This window comes from Ruegeria sp. BB6 (assembly GCF_056539385.1).
The window spans coordinates 150716-167766 of the sequence record NZ_JBQFUW010000009.1 but is presented as its reverse complement, the minus strand read 5'-3'; the positions used below and the strand labels follow the sequence as shown (position 1 = coordinate 167766).

At 56.5% G+C, this 17051-nt stretch carries 16 protein-coding genes; 7 read left to right on the top strand and 9 right to left on the bottom strand.

The window, feature by feature from the left end; translation table 11 throughout:
* Positions 1-5: 5 nt before the first annotated feature.
* The 8 genes from ACR0B7_RS18665 to ACR0B7_RS18630 form a co-directional block, all read right to left on the bottom strand.
* Positions 6-1019 carry a LacI family DNA-binding transcriptional regulator gene (locus tag ACR0B7_RS18665; RefSeq protein ID WP_480682183.1) on the bottom strand — a complete coding sequence of 338 codons (1014 nt, stop codon included), beginning with the start codon at positions 1017-1019 and terminating at the stop codon, positions 6-8.
* Positions 1020-1071: 52 nt separating this feature from the next.
* A complete protein-coding gene (locus tag ACR0B7_RS18660) occupies positions 1072-2694 on the bottom strand; it encodes a dihydroxyacetone kinase subunit DhaK (protein WP_170485655.1) in 1623 nt (540 codons plus the stop codon).
* A gap of 11 nt (positions 2695-2705) precedes the next feature.
* On the bottom strand, positions 2706-3698 hold the full coding sequence (locus ACR0B7_RS18655; RefSeq protein WP_170485654.1) for an ABC transporter ATP-binding protein: 993 nt from the start codon (positions 3696-3698) through the stop codon (positions 2706-2708).
* Positions 3691-4788 (bottom strand): ABC transporter ATP-binding protein, encoded by a 1098-nt coding sequence (locus ACR0B7_RS18650; RefSeq protein WP_170416825.1) that lies wholly within the window; start codon positions 4786-4788, stop codon positions 3691-3693. Before ACR0B7_RS18650 ends, ACR0B7_RS18655 begins: the two co-directional genes overlap by 8 nt.
* A 2-nt stretch (positions 4789-4790) precedes the next feature.
* Positions 4791-4979, bottom strand: a complete 189-nt coding sequence (locus ACR0B7_RS18645) for a hypothetical protein (RefSeq protein WP_170385403.1) — start codon at positions 4977-4979, stop codon at positions 4791-4793.
* The gene (locus ACR0B7_RS18640; protein WP_170485653.1) at positions 4976-5914 is read right to left on the bottom strand and encodes a carbohydrate ABC transporter permease; all 939 of its coding nucleotides are present in this window, start codon (positions 5912-5914) and stop codon (positions 4976-4978) included. The genes ACR0B7_RS18645 and ACR0B7_RS18640 overlap by 4 nt, the downstream gene beginning before the upstream one ends.
* Positions 5911-6858, bottom strand: coding sequence for a carbohydrate ABC transporter permease (locus ACR0B7_RS18635; RefSeq protein ID WP_170570342.1), 948 nt, complete (start codon positions 6856-6858; stop codon positions 5911-5913). The genes ACR0B7_RS18640 and ACR0B7_RS18635 overlap by 4 nt, the downstream gene beginning before the upstream one ends.
* A gap of 80 nt (positions 6859-6938) precedes the next feature.
* On the bottom strand, positions 6939-8258 hold the full coding sequence (locus tag ACR0B7_RS18630) for an extracellular solute-binding protein (protein WP_170416819.1): 1320 nt from the start codon (positions 8256-8258) through the stop codon (positions 6939-6941).
* 507 nt (positions 8259-8765) lie between these two features.
* On the opposite strand from ACR0B7_RS18630, the gene ACR0B7_RS18625 reads away from it, so the two are divergent.
* The 3 genes from ACR0B7_RS18625 to ACR0B7_RS18615 all read left to right on the top strand — a co-directional run bounded on the left by ACR0B7_RS18625 (position 8766) and on the right by ACR0B7_RS18615 (position 12510).
* Positions 8766-10145 (top strand): amidohydrolase family protein, encoded by a 1380-nt coding sequence (locus ACR0B7_RS18625; protein ID WP_170485651.1) that lies wholly within the window; start codon positions 8766-8768, stop codon positions 10143-10145.
* Between the two features lie 33 nt (positions 10146-10178).
* Positions 10179-11360 carry a carbohydrate porin gene (locus ACR0B7_RS18620; protein ID WP_170485650.1) on the top strand — a complete coding sequence of 394 codons (1182 nt, stop codon included), beginning with the start codon at positions 10179-10181 and terminating at the stop codon, positions 11358-11360.
* A gap of 211 nt (positions 11361-11571) precedes the next feature.
* Positions 11572-12510: an HlyD family secretion protein gene (locus ACR0B7_RS18615; protein WP_170570348.1), complete on the top strand. Its 939-nt coding sequence runs from the start codon at positions 11572-11574 to the stop codon at positions 12508-12510.
* 43 nt (positions 12511-12553) lie between these two features.
* Here ACR0B7_RS18615 and ACR0B7_RS18610 read toward each other — a convergent pair whose 3' ends face one another.
* Entirely contained in the window at positions 12554-13189 is a 636-nt protein-coding gene (locus ACR0B7_RS18610) for a ZrgA family zinc uptake protein (protein ID WP_170570351.1), read from the bottom strand.
* A gap of 148 nt (positions 13190-13337) precedes the next feature.
* Here ACR0B7_RS18610 and ACR0B7_RS18605 point away from each other — a divergent pair, with 148 nt between their 5' ends.
* The 4 genes from ACR0B7_RS18605 (at position 13338) to ACR0B7_RS18590 (ending at position 16970) form a co-directional block, all read left to right on the top strand.
* A complete protein-coding gene (locus ACR0B7_RS18605) occupies positions 13338-14609 on the top strand; it encodes an imelysin family protein (protein ID WP_170570354.1) in 1272 nt (423 codons plus the stop codon).
* 133 nt (positions 14610-14742) lie between these two features.
* Positions 14743-15036: a (2Fe-2S)-binding protein gene (locus ACR0B7_RS18600; RefSeq protein ID WP_170485646.1), complete on the top strand. Its 294-nt coding sequence runs from the start codon at positions 14743-14745 to the stop codon at positions 15034-15036.
* Positions 14984-15469 (top strand): bacterioferritin, encoded by a 486-nt coding sequence (gene bfr / locus ACR0B7_RS18595; RefSeq protein ID WP_170485645.1) that lies wholly within the window; start codon positions 14984-14986, stop codon positions 15467-15469. The genes ACR0B7_RS18600 and bfr overlap by 53 nt, the downstream gene beginning before the upstream one ends.
* Positions 15429-16970 carry a di-heme oxidoredictase family protein gene (locus ACR0B7_RS18590; RefSeq protein WP_170576945.1) on the top strand — a complete coding sequence of 514 codons (1542 nt, stop codon included), beginning with the start codon at positions 15429-15431 and terminating at the stop codon, positions 16968-16970. Before bfr ends, ACR0B7_RS18590 begins: the two co-directional genes overlap by 41 nt.
* Positions 16971-17051 lie beyond the last annotated feature (81 nt).

The window sequence follows — 17051 nt, the reverse complement described above, 5'->3', positions numbered from 1 at the left end:
TACCCTTACGGCGGCAGATTTTCCTTTAGATAGATGTCAATGCGAATACGTTCTTGCGCCTTGTTGAACGGAACTTTATCCGATGTCGCGCGCAGCAGGCGAACGGCCGAACGCACGATGTGTCCCGAATCCTGTGAGATCAAGGCGTCGAAAGTTCCCCGCTTTAACGCCTCGCGGCTCAGCGGAGTAAGCTCGTGCGCGATGATCACCAGATCCTTGCTGATCTTGCTTTCCGAAAGAAACTGGATAAGCCCGGCATTGCCCGCCGCAGAGGAATAGATGCCAACCAAATCCGGGTAGGTCTCGAAAATCTCTGGCATCATCTTGTAAATCAGCGTCGGGTCGTCACGACCCTCGACCGACGCGACAACCTCAAGGTGTGGAAACTCGTCTGCAACGACAAGGTCAAACCCCTGGCGGCGCTCGAGATGGTCCCGCGCCAGACGCGATCCGGTCAGGACCAGAACTTTCCCTTTTCGGTGCACAAACCGTCCCATGAGCTGCGCAGCAGTACGGCCGGCCGATACGTTATCAATGCCTACGAAGTGATCCCTGTCCGAACTTGGCAGGTCTGACACCAAGGCGACGACCGGCACGCCCTTGTCTCGGATTCTCTTAACCGCATCGCGGACCGAAGGTGTTTCCGGGCCGAAAACTGCCAATCCATCAACCTCGCGGCTATCGACAGAATCCAGAATCTCGACAATGTCCTGTGGCTCGAACGGGGCCACTTTACTGATGGACAGGCGCGTTCTTTCGATAAACTGGTCCCTTGACTGCTCGACAATCTGGGAACTCAGCGCTTCTATGAATTCGTTGTCCGTATCGGGCAGAACAAAGAGGAAGTTGTAAACACGCTTTCGGGCAAGGTTTGCCGCAGCAGTGTCGCGAACGTAGCCCAGTTCATCTATTGCCTTGTGCACTTTTTGGACAGTGACGGCCCTTACGCCAGGGCGCCTGTTCAGCACCCTGTCAACCGTGGCCAAACTGACACCGGCAACCCGCGCAATGTCGTTCACCGTTGGCTTTCTCACCAGTTCCAATTTTTGCTTTTGGTCTTCCACGTTTTGCTCAGCCCTCAATCTCCTGCGCCAAACCTTCAAACAACAATGCGACAGCTTCGGCACCCGGGTCGTTATGCCCCATCAGGTTTTCTTCGGGAACATAGGCTGCGCGGCCGGCCTTGGCACGGTGAATTTTCGCTGTCGTGTCAGCACCTTCCCGCGCCGCCTTGGCCGCCTGTGAAAGACCGGAGGGCAGCGCGTTCAACGCCGGTGCCAAGGCATCAATCATGGTGCGGTCTCCGACCTTTGCGCCACCCACCTGGCTAACCCGGTTCAAACCCTCGACAAGGGATTTGGGAATGGAAGACCCGCTGGCACAGGCGTCACCGGCGGCGTTGAAGAAGATCGCCAGAATGACACCGGATGAGCCGCCCATGGTCTGGCTCAACTCGTTGCCCAGCGCCGGGAACAACTGGGTCAAGTCCGCCAACGGCATACGGTCAAGACTGCCCTGCAGTGCACGAGCTGCCGTTGCCAAGGTACTGCCCGTGTCCCCGTCACCCGACTTGGCGTCCAGCTCGTTCAGGTCTTTTTCTGCGTTAATCAGCAGATCGGACACCCGGATGAGGGTTTCCTTGGTCTTGGAGTTATTCGACGGGATGGGGTCAATCGGAGTCAGTCCGTCCGGCAACGGCGCGACTTTGACCGGGTCGATTGAGTTCACGCCCGGCCACGCGGCAAGCGCCACCGGCGCTTCGAGGGCCGCGAGGTCCTCGCCATTTACGGGCAATACCGACACGGAAAACCCATGCATATCCAGCGATGTCATCATTGGCGCAGGCCCAATGATGTGACCCGCAATCCCGGTTTCGGCCAGCGCATGTGTCAAAACGGCCATCTCCAGCGGAGTCGTCGATCCAAGGTTGTTCACCAAGGCCACGCACTCACCTGACCCGACACGTTGCCTAAGCTTTTCGACGACGGTGGACATCGCCGTCAAAGCCGTCGCAAAATCTACTTGTTCAACCCCCGGCTCGCCGTGGATGCCCAGGCCCAGCTCGGCCTTGCCCGGTGCGATCCGCTCTTCCTTTGGCGATCCCGGAACGGTGCATGTGTCCAAGCTCATGCCGATACTGACAACTTTGCCGATCACGTCCTTTGCAGCCCGGGTCACGGTGTCCAGATCTGCGCCGTTCTCTGCCAGAGCGCCTGCAATCTTGTGCACGAACAACGTCCCCGCCACCCCACGAGGCTGCGGCAGATCAGGCAGGGCGATGTCATCGTCCACCACCACCATTTCAACCTTGCGCCCAAGGGCGCGCGCACGCTCTGCTGCAAGACCGAAATTCAGACGATCGCCGGTGTAGTTCTTGACGATCAGCAGGCAGCCAGCCTCGCCCGTTACGGCCAGAATACCAGCAAGCACAGCCTCAACAGATGGCGAGGCGAACACTTCACCACATACCGCTGCCGTAAGCATTCCCGCCCCGACGAAACCGGCATGCGCAGGTTCATGCCCCGACCCCCCGCCCGAGACCAACGCGACTTTGGACTTGTCCCAATCCGACCGGTAAACGACCTTGATGTGCGGGTATCCATCCAGCCGCGTCAACGCGCCCCCGGAGGATGAAAGAAGGCCGTCGATGGCATCTGTAACCAGAGTTTCTTTGGTATTGAGGAACTGGGCCATGCATTTGCTCCTTAATTTACTCGTGCGCCTGAGGCGTCAAAATAAAGCGGGTCTTGCGGTCTGATTTTAACAATCTTTCCAGCAGGATAGTCCTGATGCACATCAATCAGGGTCACGACGGGATGACCGTTTAGATCAAGGTGCAGCCGCGTCTGGTCGCCAAGGTGCTCTGCCCGGATGACACGGGCATCAGTCCCCTCGCCTTCGACGATATTCTCAGGGCGCAGGCCAATTTGCGGGCCTTTGTGGTCGCCGCCAAACAGGTCGGACGGAAGGATATTGATCCGGGGCAACCCAAGTCGGCTGGCGACGTAAACACTGCCGGGGTTTTCATAGATATCCCGCGGCGTTCCGTATTGAACCAGCCTGCCTTCCTCCAGAACCCCGATATGGGTTGCCATTGTCATGGCTTCTACCTGATCGTGCGTCACGTACAGCAGCGTAGATCCCAGATCGGCTTGTATTCTTTTCAGCTCCACGCGCAGATCCGCCCGGAGCTTGGCGTCCAGCGAACTCAGCGGTTCGTCCATCAGAAATATCTGAGGATCCCGCACCAGCGCACGGCCGATCGAGACGCGCTGCATCTCTCCTCCTGAAAGCTCTGTCGCCTTGTTGTCCAGCTTATGGGGAATTTGAAGAATCTCGGCGATCTCATTTACCTTGCGCGTGATCTCATCCTCGGGGGTCTGCAGGATCGGAGAACGCAGGGGAAAGGACAGGTTCTCTCTGACCGTCATATGCGGATAGAGCGAGTATTGCTGAAACACCATCGCCACGTCGCGCTGAGCAGGTGTTTCAAAGCCGACATCTCGACCCGCAATCCGCACGGAACCGGAATCCAGCTTTTCCAGACCCGAGATCAGCCGCAGCGTTGTGGTCTTACCGGCCCCGGTCGGCCCCAACAGCACGACAAAGGCTCCGTCCGGTATCGTCATTGAAATACCGTCCACCGCCTTCACGTTGCCAAAGGATTTTGAGATGTTTTCAAGAACGACTTCAGCCATTTTTCAGAACCTCATCGTTAAGCTCCGAACGCAGGGCGCGTCCGCTTGATTGTTCAAACAAAGTCACGGTCGAGGATCGAAACTCCAGCCCCACGGTTTCACCGGCCCGCACGGTTTCCCGCGCGTCGATCCTGGCCTTGAGTTCACCATTCGGGCTCTGCAGGGTTACGATCTGGGTCGTGCCCAGGTATTCCGCCGCCAGCACCTTGGCGCGATAGTCACTGTCGTCTGACAGAAATACGTGTTCGGGGCGGACGCCAAAAACCAGGTCGCCTTGGGCACCTTCCCGCATCGCTGGAACGACCTCATCATGACCATTCAAACGTACCTTGTCGGAACCAGGTCCGACCTGCCCCTGAAACGGCAGGAAGTTCATAGACGGCGATCCGATAAAATTCGCCACAAACATCGTGGCGGGCTTGTCGTAGATCTCCTGCGGCGTCCCGAATTGTTCAATCACCGCGTTGTTCATCACGACGATCTTGTCCCCCATCTGCATGGCTTCAAGCTGGTCATGAGTGACGTAAACCGTTGTTGCCCCCATTCGATCATGCAGCGCCCGCAACTCCTCTGCCATGTGCTCGCGAAACTCGGCGTCCAATGCGCCCAGCGGCTCGTCCATCATAAATGCCTTGGGTTCACGCACGATGGCGCGCCCAAGAGCAACGCGCTGTCTGTCCCCACCGGAAAGACCACCTACAGGGCTATCGAGAATGTCCCGGATACCCAGGATTCCCGCCACCTCTTCGACCTTGTCCTTTACCGCTGCACGGGACATCCCCTGTGAAATCAAAGGATAGCTGATATTTTTGCGGACGTTCATGTGCGGGTAGAGCGCGAACATCTGAAAAACAAAAGCGATGTCTCGTTCAGACGGAGGTCTTTGGCTAATTTCCTCTCCATCCAAGTAAATCTCACCCGATGTCGGAAGCTCAAGCCCTGCGATCATCCGCAACGTCGTGGTCTTTCCACACCCCGAAGGCCCAAGCAGCATGAAGAATTCGCCATCTTCGATCGTGAACGAACTTTCACGGACCGCCGTGAAATCGCCGAACATCTTCTTTACGTTTTTGACTACGATCTGGGCCATTTTTACTCCGGGAAATGGCTGACGATGATGAACATGACCGTTCCAATCAGCGTGACGATGAAAGAGTAGGTGAACGCCCACAGAACAAAGGGCTGCATCAACATGAAGACACCCAAGGCTATCAGGATGGTTGCGACCATTTCCCAAGGGCCGCGGCGAAGTCGGATGAGACCTGTCAGAAAATCGCTCATTTGCGCACAGCTCCGAATGTGATCCCGCGCAGCAGGTGTTTGCGCATCAGGATGGTGAAGATCATCACGGGGATCAGGAACAGGGTCGCGCCGGCGGCAACCGCAGGCCAGTCAAGGCCACCGATACCTATGATCGTAGGAATAAATGGCGGAGCGGTCTGCGCGTTCGCCGACGTCAGCAGAACGGCAAAGGCGTATTCGTTCCAGGCGAAGATCAGGCAGAATATCGCAGTGGACGCGATGCCCGTGGCGGCCTGTGGCAGGACAACCTTGTAAAAAGCCTGAAACCGAGTGTAGCCGTCGATCAGCGCCGCTTCTTCGTATTCACGCGGGATTTCGTCGATGAACCCCTTCAACAGCCACACCGCCAGCGAAATATTCACGCCTGTGTAAAGCAGGATCATCCCAAGATGCGTGTCGCTTAGCCCAAGATTACGGAACATCAGAAAAATCGGGATAGCCACGGCCACCGGCGGCATCATCCGCGTACTCAGGATGAAAAACAGAAGGTCATCCTTGAGCGGAACCTTGAAACGGCTGAAGGCATAGGCCGCCAAAGTGCCCAGAAAAATGCTCAGGAAAGTCGATCCAAACCCGATAATCACCGAGTTCATGAACCGCTCACCAAATTTGGAAGGGCCGACAATCACCATGTCATATTGCCTGACAATCTCGTCGGCCCAGTTCTGCGGTGGGTTCGCCTCCAAAAATTCCTGCGTTTGCCGCGTTCTGGTGGTGAACAGATTCACGTAGCCTTCCAGTGTCGGGTCAAAGACAACCTTCGGCGGATAGCTGATCGCGTCAGCAGGAGATTTGAAACCGGTCAGAAGGATCCAAACCAACGGGATCATGGTGATCAGCGCGTAAGAGATGACCAGAAATCCGGCGATCCACTTGGATCGGTTTGTGGGTTCGGTGATCGAGAAACTGCTCATCTTTGTTTCACCTTGTTCAATGCCTTCACGTAGATCGACGCCAGCCCAAAGACCGTCACGAACAGGATGATCGCATAGGCCGAGGCGTAGCCCGTGCGCCATTTCTCGAAGGCTTCCCGTTTCAGATTGATCGAGGTCAGCTCGGTCGTTGAACCCGGCCCGCCGCCGGTCAACTGAACCACAAGGTCGAACATCTTGAAGTTTTCGATCCCGCGGAACAAAACGGCCAGCATCAGGAACGGCAGCACCATCGGTATTGTTATCGTGAAGAACTGGCGTAGCTTGCTAGCCCGGTCGATCTCTGCGGCTTCGTAGATATAGTCTGGGATACTGCGCAGACCGGCCAGACAGATCAGCATCACGAATGGCGTCCACATCCACGTATCCACGATCACGATCGCCCAAGGTGCCAACTGCACCGAACCCAGCATCTCAAAGCTCGATGGGTCTTTGCCTGTGAACCAGGAAACGATGTAGTTGAACAAGCCGATCTGAGGTTGATAGAGGAATTTCCAGAAGTTCCCGACAACCGCCGGTGACAACATCATGGGCAGCACGATGATCGTGGTCCACAGATCGTTCCCCTTGAATTTCTTGTTGATCAACCAAGCCAGCGTGAACCCGATCAGCACCTGGAAAAAGATAGTCCAGAACAGAAAATGCGCGGTCGCCTGCATGTTCAGCCAGGTGTCGGAATCTGTCAGGATACGTTCGTAGTTCCTCAGCCCGACCTCTTTGACTTCACGCCCGATCCGGTTGGCCTTGTAGTTGGTAAAGCTAAGCTGAATGGTCCAGATCAGCGGGAAGATGTTGATCGCAAGCAGAAGAAAAATCGTTGGAGAGATGAATATCCACGCGATCGCTCGGTCGGATAATCCCCGGATTTTTCGCGCAACTCGCACGGGCGTTGCCTGCGCAACGCGATCTATGGTCCTGTCAGACATTTCTTTGCCAGTTCTTGTCGGTTTCGGGCTCACGGGTGAAGGTGGAGCGGGCACGTGCCCGCTCCGGCCCTAGTTCCGGATCACAGTTTGCCTTCGTCCTCGAAGACTTCCGTCCAGTCTTCGATCAGAAGGTCCAGCGCTTCTTGCGCGGTGCCCTGATCGGCAACGACATAGTCATGGATGCGCTTTTGCATCGCCAGTAGCAGTTCGGCGTAGGCTGGCTCTTGCCAGAAGTCCTGAACGCCTGCCATCGCTTCCAGAAAATCACCTGCAAACGGCTGGCTGTCCACGAAACCCGGGTCTTCCAGTACCGAGTTATGCGCGGAATATCCGCCCAGCTCCCACCACTTTGCCTGTACCTCGGGTTGTGAGAACCACTTGATGTAATCCAGCGCCGCATCCTGCTTATCGGAATAGCTGACGACCGAAATCCCCTGACCGCCCAGTGTCGAGCCGGCCTGATTTTGCGGCGGGTTCACAAAGAAGTCGATCTTGTCACCACCCGTATTCGGATCGGCATAGAGACCGGGGAAGAACGCGAACCAGTTCATCGCCATCGCAACCTGGCCGGATTTGAAGGCATCCAGGCTTTCACCCATATACGAGTTCGTATAGCCCGGAGGTGTCGCGGTCTTGTAGAATTCCTTGTAGAATTCCAACGCCTCAACTGCTTCGGGGGAATTCACGGCCCCTTCCATGTCATAAGAGCCCGGAGTGTTCTCGTACTTGAACCCCCAAGGATACAGCGCACCGGTCACTCCCATCGTGATCCCTTCCGAACCACGTTCGGTAAAGATCGCCGCACCGTACACCGTCTTTCCGTCAATTTCACGGCCCTGGAAGAACTGAGCGATCTGCAACAGCTCTTTCTGTGATTGCGGCTCTCTTAGGTCTTGCCCGGTGGCATCCTTGTAGGCTGCCTGAATTTCGGGGTTCTCGAACCAGTCCTTGCGATAGAACCAACCGTTCGCGTCGCCCATCGCAGGCAGTGCGTAATAGTTCGGCGTACCCTTCGGCCATGTCGAATACGCATAGACGGTCGCGGGCGCGAAGTCGTCCATGCTGATGCCTTCCGCATCGAAGAAATCGTTCAGCTTCACGTAGTGGCCGTTTTCAGCACCACCGCCGATCCACTGGCTGTCTCCGATCAGCAGGTCGCAGAGCTTGCCCCCCGAGTTCAGCTCGTTCAGCATCCGATCTGCAAAATTCGGCCACGGCACAAACTCGAAGTTCATTGTGTGGCCTGATTCCGCTTCAAATTCCTTGGACAGTTCGACAAGCGCGTTTGCCGGATCCCATGCCGCCCAACACAGCGTCAGATCTTCGGCCTTTGCCGTTGTCGAAAGAGTAGTAGCGGCTAAGACTAATGCGCTGGCAGAGGCCAGTTTTGTGTAAGTCATCCATTCCTCCCTTTTTTCGCCGTCAATCGAGGATGTGCGAATCGCGGCATACCTCCAAGGCTATTTGAGGTGCGTACCTCAAGTCTAGATTTTTTTGAGGTTCGTACCTCATTTTGCCCTCATAACTCACAAAGTTCGCCGCAACACATTGACAATAAATCACTTCATTGCCCGAAATAAATTTCACGCACCTTGTCGAAAACACATAAGCAGCAGTCGTCCGACAGAGTTTTCGGCAGGTTTCATTGGCCGGAAAGCAACTTCGCCCTCAAGAAACAAGCAAGGCTCTGAACGACAGTCTTCTCATTGGCGCGTTCCGAAAAACACTGCCTGCCGGTCGCCCAAGAAGACCCGCGCTGAAACTCTGGGCCACGCTTCACCCTGTGAAGCGGCATTGAGCACCACTGCGCAAAGCAGGCCGGGTTTAGACCGTTGACTTGGCGGTAAACACTCTATCATATTCAAAAATATAAAAGTTTTTCTAAACCACGTAGTCGGGAGGGATGGATGCGGTTCCTTAAGTTCGGCCTATTCTTGTCACTGGTATTTTCTGGCCCTGTTCTTGCGCAGGACGCAGCGCCCGAACAGACGCTTTTCACCAATGTGCATGTCTTCGATGGCGTGAATGAACAACGGATTGAAAACGCGAGCGTTCTGGTTGAAGGGAACCTGATCAAAGCTGTCTCGACCTCACAGATAGACGCGCCGAATGCGACCGTGATCGACGGTGAGGGCCGCACCCTGACGCCGGGATTCATCGAAACGCACGCGCATCTGATGCTGATGGGGCCAAGCATTCCCGCGATGGAAGCCAACGCAACGTGGGAGGATTTCGGCATCCACGGGACGCGTATGGCCGAGATGTACCTGATGCAGGGCTTCACAACTGTACGCGACGCCGGGGGCGCGAATGGAGGGCTGCGCCGGGCCATCGACTCTGGGCAGATACTTGGCCCGCGTTACTATCCCTCGGGTGCGTTTCTAGGCACGCGGGGCGGGCATGCGGATTTTGCCAGCTTTACCTCTCCGCCCGGCGCGTCGACAAATTTTGGTCGCCTGAACATGGCGCAGGAAGTTGACAGCGTTGCGGACGTTCAGAAATTTGGCCGCAACAACTTTCGGATGGGCGCGACCCAGTTGAAATACATGCAGTCGGGCGGCGTGGTGTCGGCTTTTGATCCGTGGCAACTGCTGGCTGGATCACCCGAAGAAATTGAGGCCGCCGTGCAGGTTGCCAGTGAATACGGCAGTTACGTCATGGCGCATTCCTACCGGAAAGAAGCGATCATGAATGCGCTCAACGCGGGCGTCAAAAGTATCGAGCACGGGTTTTCCTTCGATTGCGAGATCGCCGCACTGATGAACGAGAAAGGCGCTTATATCACGACCAACCTGACCGCGTTCGACCCCGGCTTGTTGGAAATTCCGGCTGTCGCCAGCGTGCCGTCCAGTCTTGCCAAGGCCAAGTCTGCGTCTGAAACCTTTGCTGGCTATATCGACAACATGAAGGAATGTCCTGTCAAACGCGGGTTTCAAACCGACTGTGTCGGCTCGGTCGACGCCTGCAATATCCAGATCGCCTATGAAAAGAAGCTCAACAACGATTTCTTCGGCCCTTTCGTGTCTATGACAACACTGACCTCGACGGGTGGTGAGATCGTTGCCTTGTCGGGCGACTTCATGAACCCCTATCCTGCGGGCAAATTGGGTGTGATCGAAGAAGGCGCTTATGCCGACATCCTGCTGATCGACGGCAACCCGCTAGAGGATTTTTCCGTGGTTGGCACCGGCGATCAGTGGTTCGGTGCTGATCCACGCCCCGAAAGCCCCGAGACTATTCGCCTGATCATGAAAGACGGGGTGATCTACAAGAATACGTTGGAGTGACGCTTGCCTATCCGCTGGCCCGAGGGGTTCGGGATGATCAGATTGCTCGGCGTTTCACTGGTGTTCATGGCTTGCGGCACAGCAGCTATGGCGCAGGGATTGTCCGGACCGTCCTCCGTAGGGGCAGAGCTTGAGCCCGGTGACGGGCTGACCGACCCGCAATACCGATCCGACTTTCCACGCAATATCGCACCGAATTGGTTTACGTGGAAGGACCGCCTTGCCGAGAATGGCTTTCGGTTTAACATCGACTATCTCGCACTTGGGCAGACAACGAATGCTGATCTGGGCGAGGCCGAAGCCGCCGGTGGCATCGCTCGATTTTATGGGAGCTGGCAAGCAAGCGAGCTTGGGTCGCTGACCTTCAAGATCGAAGATCGCCACAGTTATACCGACGTCGCACCGCAGTTTCTGGGACTGGACGGAGGCGCGTTGTCCATCACTGGCACTGCGTTCAACGATAGCGGGCTTCTGCTGACCAATCTCTTTTGGACCCAGCGCGCCGAGAGCGGGGCATGGACCTTGCAGGTCGGGCAAATCGACGTGACGGATTTCGTTGATATCTACGGGCTGGTCAGCCCCTACAGCGGTTTTCAAAATCTTGCCTTTAACACAAACCCCACGATCAACACCCCCAATCAGGGGCTGGGGATCGCCGGAGGGCTTAAACTCAGTAGGAACCTTTACGCGGTGGCCAGCATCGCCGACGCCAACGCGGACCCGTCCGACCCGGATTTCGATGTATTCAGCGACGGCAATCTCTTTAAGTCGTTGGAACTGGGCTATACCTCTGCCTTTGATCGTATCTACTTTGACAATGTCCACCTGACCCTTTGGCATGCAGACGCCGCAGCGGACGGAAGCCGAGCAGAAGATTACGGTGCCGCCTTTTCCGCAGCCTGGTTCGTTGGCAACACGTGGATGCCGTTCTTTCGCGCAGGTGCCTCTAAGGGAACGGCGGCTTTGTACGACCGTTCCGTCTCGACCGGAATCGGGTATTATGGGCGCAACACGGACCTTGCCGGTCTGGGCCTGAACTGGGCCGAGGCGCGCGGCGTCGACGGAGATCAGTTCACGCTCGAAGCGTTCTATCGGTTCTCGATTTCGCCGGGCCTTCAGATAACGCCGTCCGCCCAATTCATCTCCAACCCGCTGCTTAATCCCGATCAGGACAGCATCGCGCTGTTCAGTCTTCGCACGCGCATTGTCTTCTGACGCCCGCCCCTTCCCAAAGGAGTATCCTGATGAACACGCTGATAGCCGCTGGTATTTTGGCTATGTCTTTCGGTGCTTCTGCGTTTGCAAGTGAGGAAAACAAAACCTAGGACGCCTCCGATGAGGCAGAGATTCCGCGACCTGTTCCTTTCGCGCTGACGTCGGGCACGGCACGCTGGACTAAAACATACCAATCGGCAGGAGATTTGAAATGCTGATAATCCTCGCAATTTACTTCGGGCTTATCTGGCTTGTCTTTTTCAAATTCAAACTGCTTCCTTGGACGCGGTCCAGCAAGATCACCTCGGCCTTGGTTGGGTTGCTGATCTGTCTGTATGTCGTCGCGCAGTTGAACACCAAGACACCTTCGGGTCGGATCGCGGTCATGGGTATTGTGGTCGAAATCGCCCCCTCGGTGAACGGAGTGGTGGTGGATGTCCCGGTCGTGGCCAACCAGACCGTCACCGCCGGAGAGGTCCTGTTCCAAATTGACCCGGCTCCGTATCAACTTGTCGTGGCAGAAGCCGAAGCAGAAGTTGAGATCGCGACACTCACCTTGGACAGACAACAGTCCGCCTTTGAGAAAAACCCGGGGCTTTCGATCTCGCAACAGGATCTGGACGAAAGCCGCGCCATTCTCGAAGCTGCCGAGGCCCGCCTAGAAATAGCGTGGCTGGACCTGTCTGACACAACCGTCCGTGCTCCGCAGGAAGGGATCGTCACCGCGGTGAACCTGTCCCCCGGCGATCAAGTCCGATCAACAGGGTCCGTCATGCCCTTTATCGAGACCGGATCACTGAGGCTGGTTGGGGTATTCCGTCAAAACGGGTCCGCTGTGCTTGAGGCAGGAATGCCTGCCGAACTGGTTCTTGACGCGGTGCCCGGCGCGATATTGAAATCTGGCATCTCGGTTGTTTCCCCCGGCACCGCAGGGGGCCAAATCCCCGTAAGCTCTGACCTGCTTTCCGCAGCATCCGTGGGATCCGCGTCAGAGGTTCTTGTCATGCTGGATTGGCCCAATGATCTTCCTGAGCACGCCGCGCAGCTTGGCATGGTCGGCTCGGCCACGGTCTATAGCCCAGATGCCGGGCCATTCGCGATCCTCGCCAAAATCCTCATAAGACTCCGTGCTTTGGTAGCGTATATTTGATCTCAGTCGCCTCAAGACAGGTAAACGGGTTTGGTGTTTGACCTCAAAGACCTTGGGTCGCGGCAAAGTCCAACATTGGACTATCGCGCGTTACCTCCTGCAATAAGTTCGTCCCCGCTCCCATGACCTTTACCACAAGTTTTTCAGCATTCGGGAAGCGGTCAAAATAGGCAAAACGAATATGCTGGACGGCATCAATGTTTCTGCAATTTATCGCATAGTCCGCACGAAAACCTTGGCCAACCGCAGCTTTTTCAGCTTGATCAGCTATCGCACCGCGCCCCAAGCCGGCACCCGCAAGCGTCACATTGGCAGAAGTCGCAACACATCCGGCCTCGCGCGGGGTTTGAAACAGGTCGAACGGTCTGGAGAGGTTTGAAACCGCGATGGCCACTTTGGACCTGTGGTCCGTGGTTTCGTCTTGGTCGTTGAAAATGTCGGACCCTGAAACGGTCAGGGACAGTGAGAATTCCGCCCCGGAAATGGCGATATCCAAATGGTTGGCCTCTGCCTGGGCAATCATCTCTGGCAGGGTTTCGGCGATGGCGACTACGGGAAACAAGACCAAAGCAACCAAAGAGCATCTAATCTTCACAGCTACACCTTGAACGAAATACCTTGATTTATTTAAATTTTTTATGACCAGGGCACAATCGCAAGGAAGACGTTTCTGCCCCACCAGATATCGGGAGGCAGAAAACGTTGAGGGCGCGAAGCCGCCATTGCGAAACTTCGGTTGACAATGTTGACTGTTTCACTCAGTTAATAGTCAGCCAGCCCATGCCAGCGCGCCAATCTCCATTTCTGAATCGAAAGACCTGACCCAGATGATCAGAGTTATTACCTTGGCCAGCGTGCTTGCGCTGACCGCTGCAAACGCGCTTGCCGCAGACGAAGCCCCTTCCCGGTCGGAAATCCTGACGACCTACGCCGACATTGCCCAGGCAAAATACGAAGATAGCCTGATCGCCGCCAAGACGCTTGGGACCGCCATAGACGATTTGATCGCCTATCCTTCGGACGCAACATTGAACGCCGCCCGAGCCGCGTGGATTGCCGCGCGCGTGCCATACCAGCAGTCGGAAGTTTACCGCTTTGGCAACGCTGTCGTCGATGACTGGGAAGGCAAGGTTAACGCGTGGCCGTTGGACGAAGGGCTGATCGATTATGTCGATGCGTCTTACGGCGGTGCAAACGACGAAAACGCGTTCGCTGCCCTGAACGTGATTGCCAATCCTAGTTTCGACCTTTCAGGCAAAACCATTGACGCCAGCGAGATCACCCCGGCCCTTCTGAGTGACACCCTGCACGAAGCGGATGGGATCGAGGCCAATGTTGCAACCGGTTATCACGCCATTGAGTTTCTGTTGTGGGGCCAGGATCTGAACGGCCACGGTTCTGGCGCAGGAAACCGTCCTTTCACGGACTATGTGCAGGGCGACGCGTGCACAGGGGACAATTGCGACCGTCGCGCGCAATACCTGAGTGCGGCAACGGACCTGCTGGTCAGTGATCTGGCGTGGATGGTAGAGCAATGGAAAGTAGGCGGCGAGGCACGTGCGGCTTTGACAGCCAACGAAACCGCAGGGATCAGCGCGATCCTCACCGGCATGGGTTCCCTTTCCTATGGAGAACAGGCCGGAGAGCGGATGCGTCTCGGCTTGATGCTGAACGACCCTGAGGAAGAACACGATTGCTTCTCGGACAATACTCACAACAGCCACTACTATGACGGGCTGGGCATCCAGAATGTCTATCTGGGAAGCTATACCCGCATTGATGGCACTCCGGTCGGCGGCGCGTCTCTCTCTGATCTGCTGAGCGAGACAAACCCAGAGCTGGATGCCGAAATGAAGGTCAAGTTGGCCAATACGATGCAAGCTTTGGGGCGCTTGAAGGCGACCGCTGAGTCCGGGTTCGCATATGACCAAATGCTGGAGCGCGGCAACGAAGACGGAGAGCAGCTAATCATGGCGGGCGTAAATGGGCTGATTGACCAGACAAAAACGATTGAACGCATCGTGGCGACTCTGAAACTGGACCAAGTCGCGTTTGAAGGTTCGGACAGCTTGGACAACCCGGATGCCGTCTTTCAGTAAGGTCGCCCGGTGCCGAAGCGCGGAACGTTTCGCGCTTCTTCCCTGCTTGGCCAAGTGAATACGCAACTTGCGGCTGGACCCGCGCTAAATAACCGACTAATTAAGTAAGAAATCAAAAGATCGGCGAGTCGTCATGATCGTATGTCATTGTACAAACATAACCGACCACGACATCCGCGCCGCGATCGACTGGATGCGGTCGTCTGACGAACAGGCAATCATCACCCCCGGCAAAATTTACCATGCTCTTGGAAAGTCAGCGGATTGTGGCGGTTGTATGCCGCTTTTCCTAGACATGATGCGAGCCAGCGATAATCTGGAAGTCCCCATGCAGCTTCGTGCGTTGCGCACAGAAGGAACACAGGAGAGTGTAGATGAAGGGCGATCCCAAGGTAATCGAGTATCTCAACAAGTCCCTGCGGCATGAATTAACGGCGGTCAGTCAATATTGGCTGCACTACCGGCTGCAAGAGGATTGGGGTCTTGGTCATATGGCCAAGAAAAGCCGCGAAGAAAGCATCGAGGAGATGGGCCACGCAGACAAGTTGATCGAGCGGATCATCTTTCTGGAGGGCCATCCCAACCTGCAAAAACTGGACCCGTTGAGGATCGGTCAAAACCCAAAGGAAACATTGGAATGCGATCTGGCCGCCGAAAACGATGCTCGGGCTTTGTACGTTGAGGCGCGTGAATACTGCCGCGAGGCTGGCGATTATGCGTCCATGTCTCTGTTCGAGGAACTGATCCGCGACGAGGAGAACCACATCGACTTCCTCGAAACGCAGCTTGATCTGTATGAAAGGATTGGCGAAGCCAATTATGCGCAACTCAACGCATCGAAAATGGACGAAGGCGAATAGGCTTTCTCTTGCGGTGGCGGCCGTTTTTGCGGCCGCGCCGTCCCTGTCAGCCGAGCTGCAGGACTTGCACCTAAACTTCCAACCCCGAACTCAGGACGAACAAGCCCGGATTGCGAGCATCACAGCGGCACCCGAGCGTTTCGACGCGCCACAACGGTTCGAGGAACTGCCCGCCGGGGCTGCCACTGTCCGTCTGCGCGCGGACCAGGACGCGTTCTCGCAACCCTCGGGCAACCTAAAGTTCGAGCAAGAGCTGGACTTCAGGGTCGGCAATGGGCTGTTCAAAAAGATCTGGGTTTCGTCTCCGTCTTCGACGCTGGCTTCTGATGGCTTGGGGCCGCTTTACAATGCGCGCTCCTGTCAACGCTGCCACATAAAAGATGGGCGCGGCCACACACCGAACGGGCCATCGGATAACGCTGTTTCGATGTTCCTGCGTGTTTCGGTTCCCGGCGGGAACACAGTGGACGAGATCAAGGACTATATCGCCACCTCGCCTGAACCGAACTACGGCGGTCAATTGCAGGAACTTTCCCTGCCGGGTCATCCGGCGGAATACCGACTGGACATTACGTACCGGGACGATCCGATCATGCTATCGGACGGAGAGGTCGCGACGCTGCGCCACCCGGTCTACAAAGCTGCCGACCTTGGATATGGCCCACTACACCCCCAAGCGATGATCAGCCCACGCGTTGCTCCGCAAATGATCGGGCTGGGGCTGCTTGAGGCGATCCCGGTCGCCGATCTACTGTCGAAAGCAGACCCCGATGACGCCGATGGTGACGGGATATCGGGACGGCCAAATATTGTCTGGTCCGTAGAATATGGCGAGCCGATGATGGGCCGTTTCGGTCACAAGGCTGGCTTACCGACCATCATGGAGCAATCAGCAGCAGCTTTTGCGGGCGACATCGGCATCTCAAGCCCGCTGTACCCCGCGAACCACGGAGACTGCACCGAGTTGCAGGTCGACTGTGTGAACGCCCCTCACGGAGGCTCGGACGACCGCGTGTTTGAAATCGACCAACTGGGCTTGGACCTGGTCACATTCTACAGTCGCAACCTCGGCGTGCCCGAGCGGCGAGATGCGGACGATCCACAAGTACTGCACGGCAAACAGGTGTTTCATGAAGCAGGCTGCGCCTCATGTCACACGCCGTCGCACGTCACCCACCGGATGGAAGATCGACCCGAGCATAGTTTCCAGTTGATTTGGCCCTATACCGACCTGCTGCTGCATGACATGGGCGACGGACTGGCGGACAATCGGCCCGAGGCACGCGCGACAGGTCGTGAGTGGCGCACACCGCCTCTATGGGGGATCGGCTTGACCAGACAGGTTTCGGGGCACACTCAATTTCTTCATGACGGCCGCGCCCGATCTGTGCTGGAGGCGATCCTCTGGCACGGCGGTGAAGCACAACCAGCTCGGGACAGGGTGGTATCCATGCCAAGGCCAGACCGCGCGGCGCTCATTCGATTTCTCGAGAGCCTGTAATGCGCGCGGTCGTCGTTGCCCTTGCATTCGCCCTGAAGGACGTATGCGGTCCGAGCATCTGCACGCAAGGGTAGCCGGGGC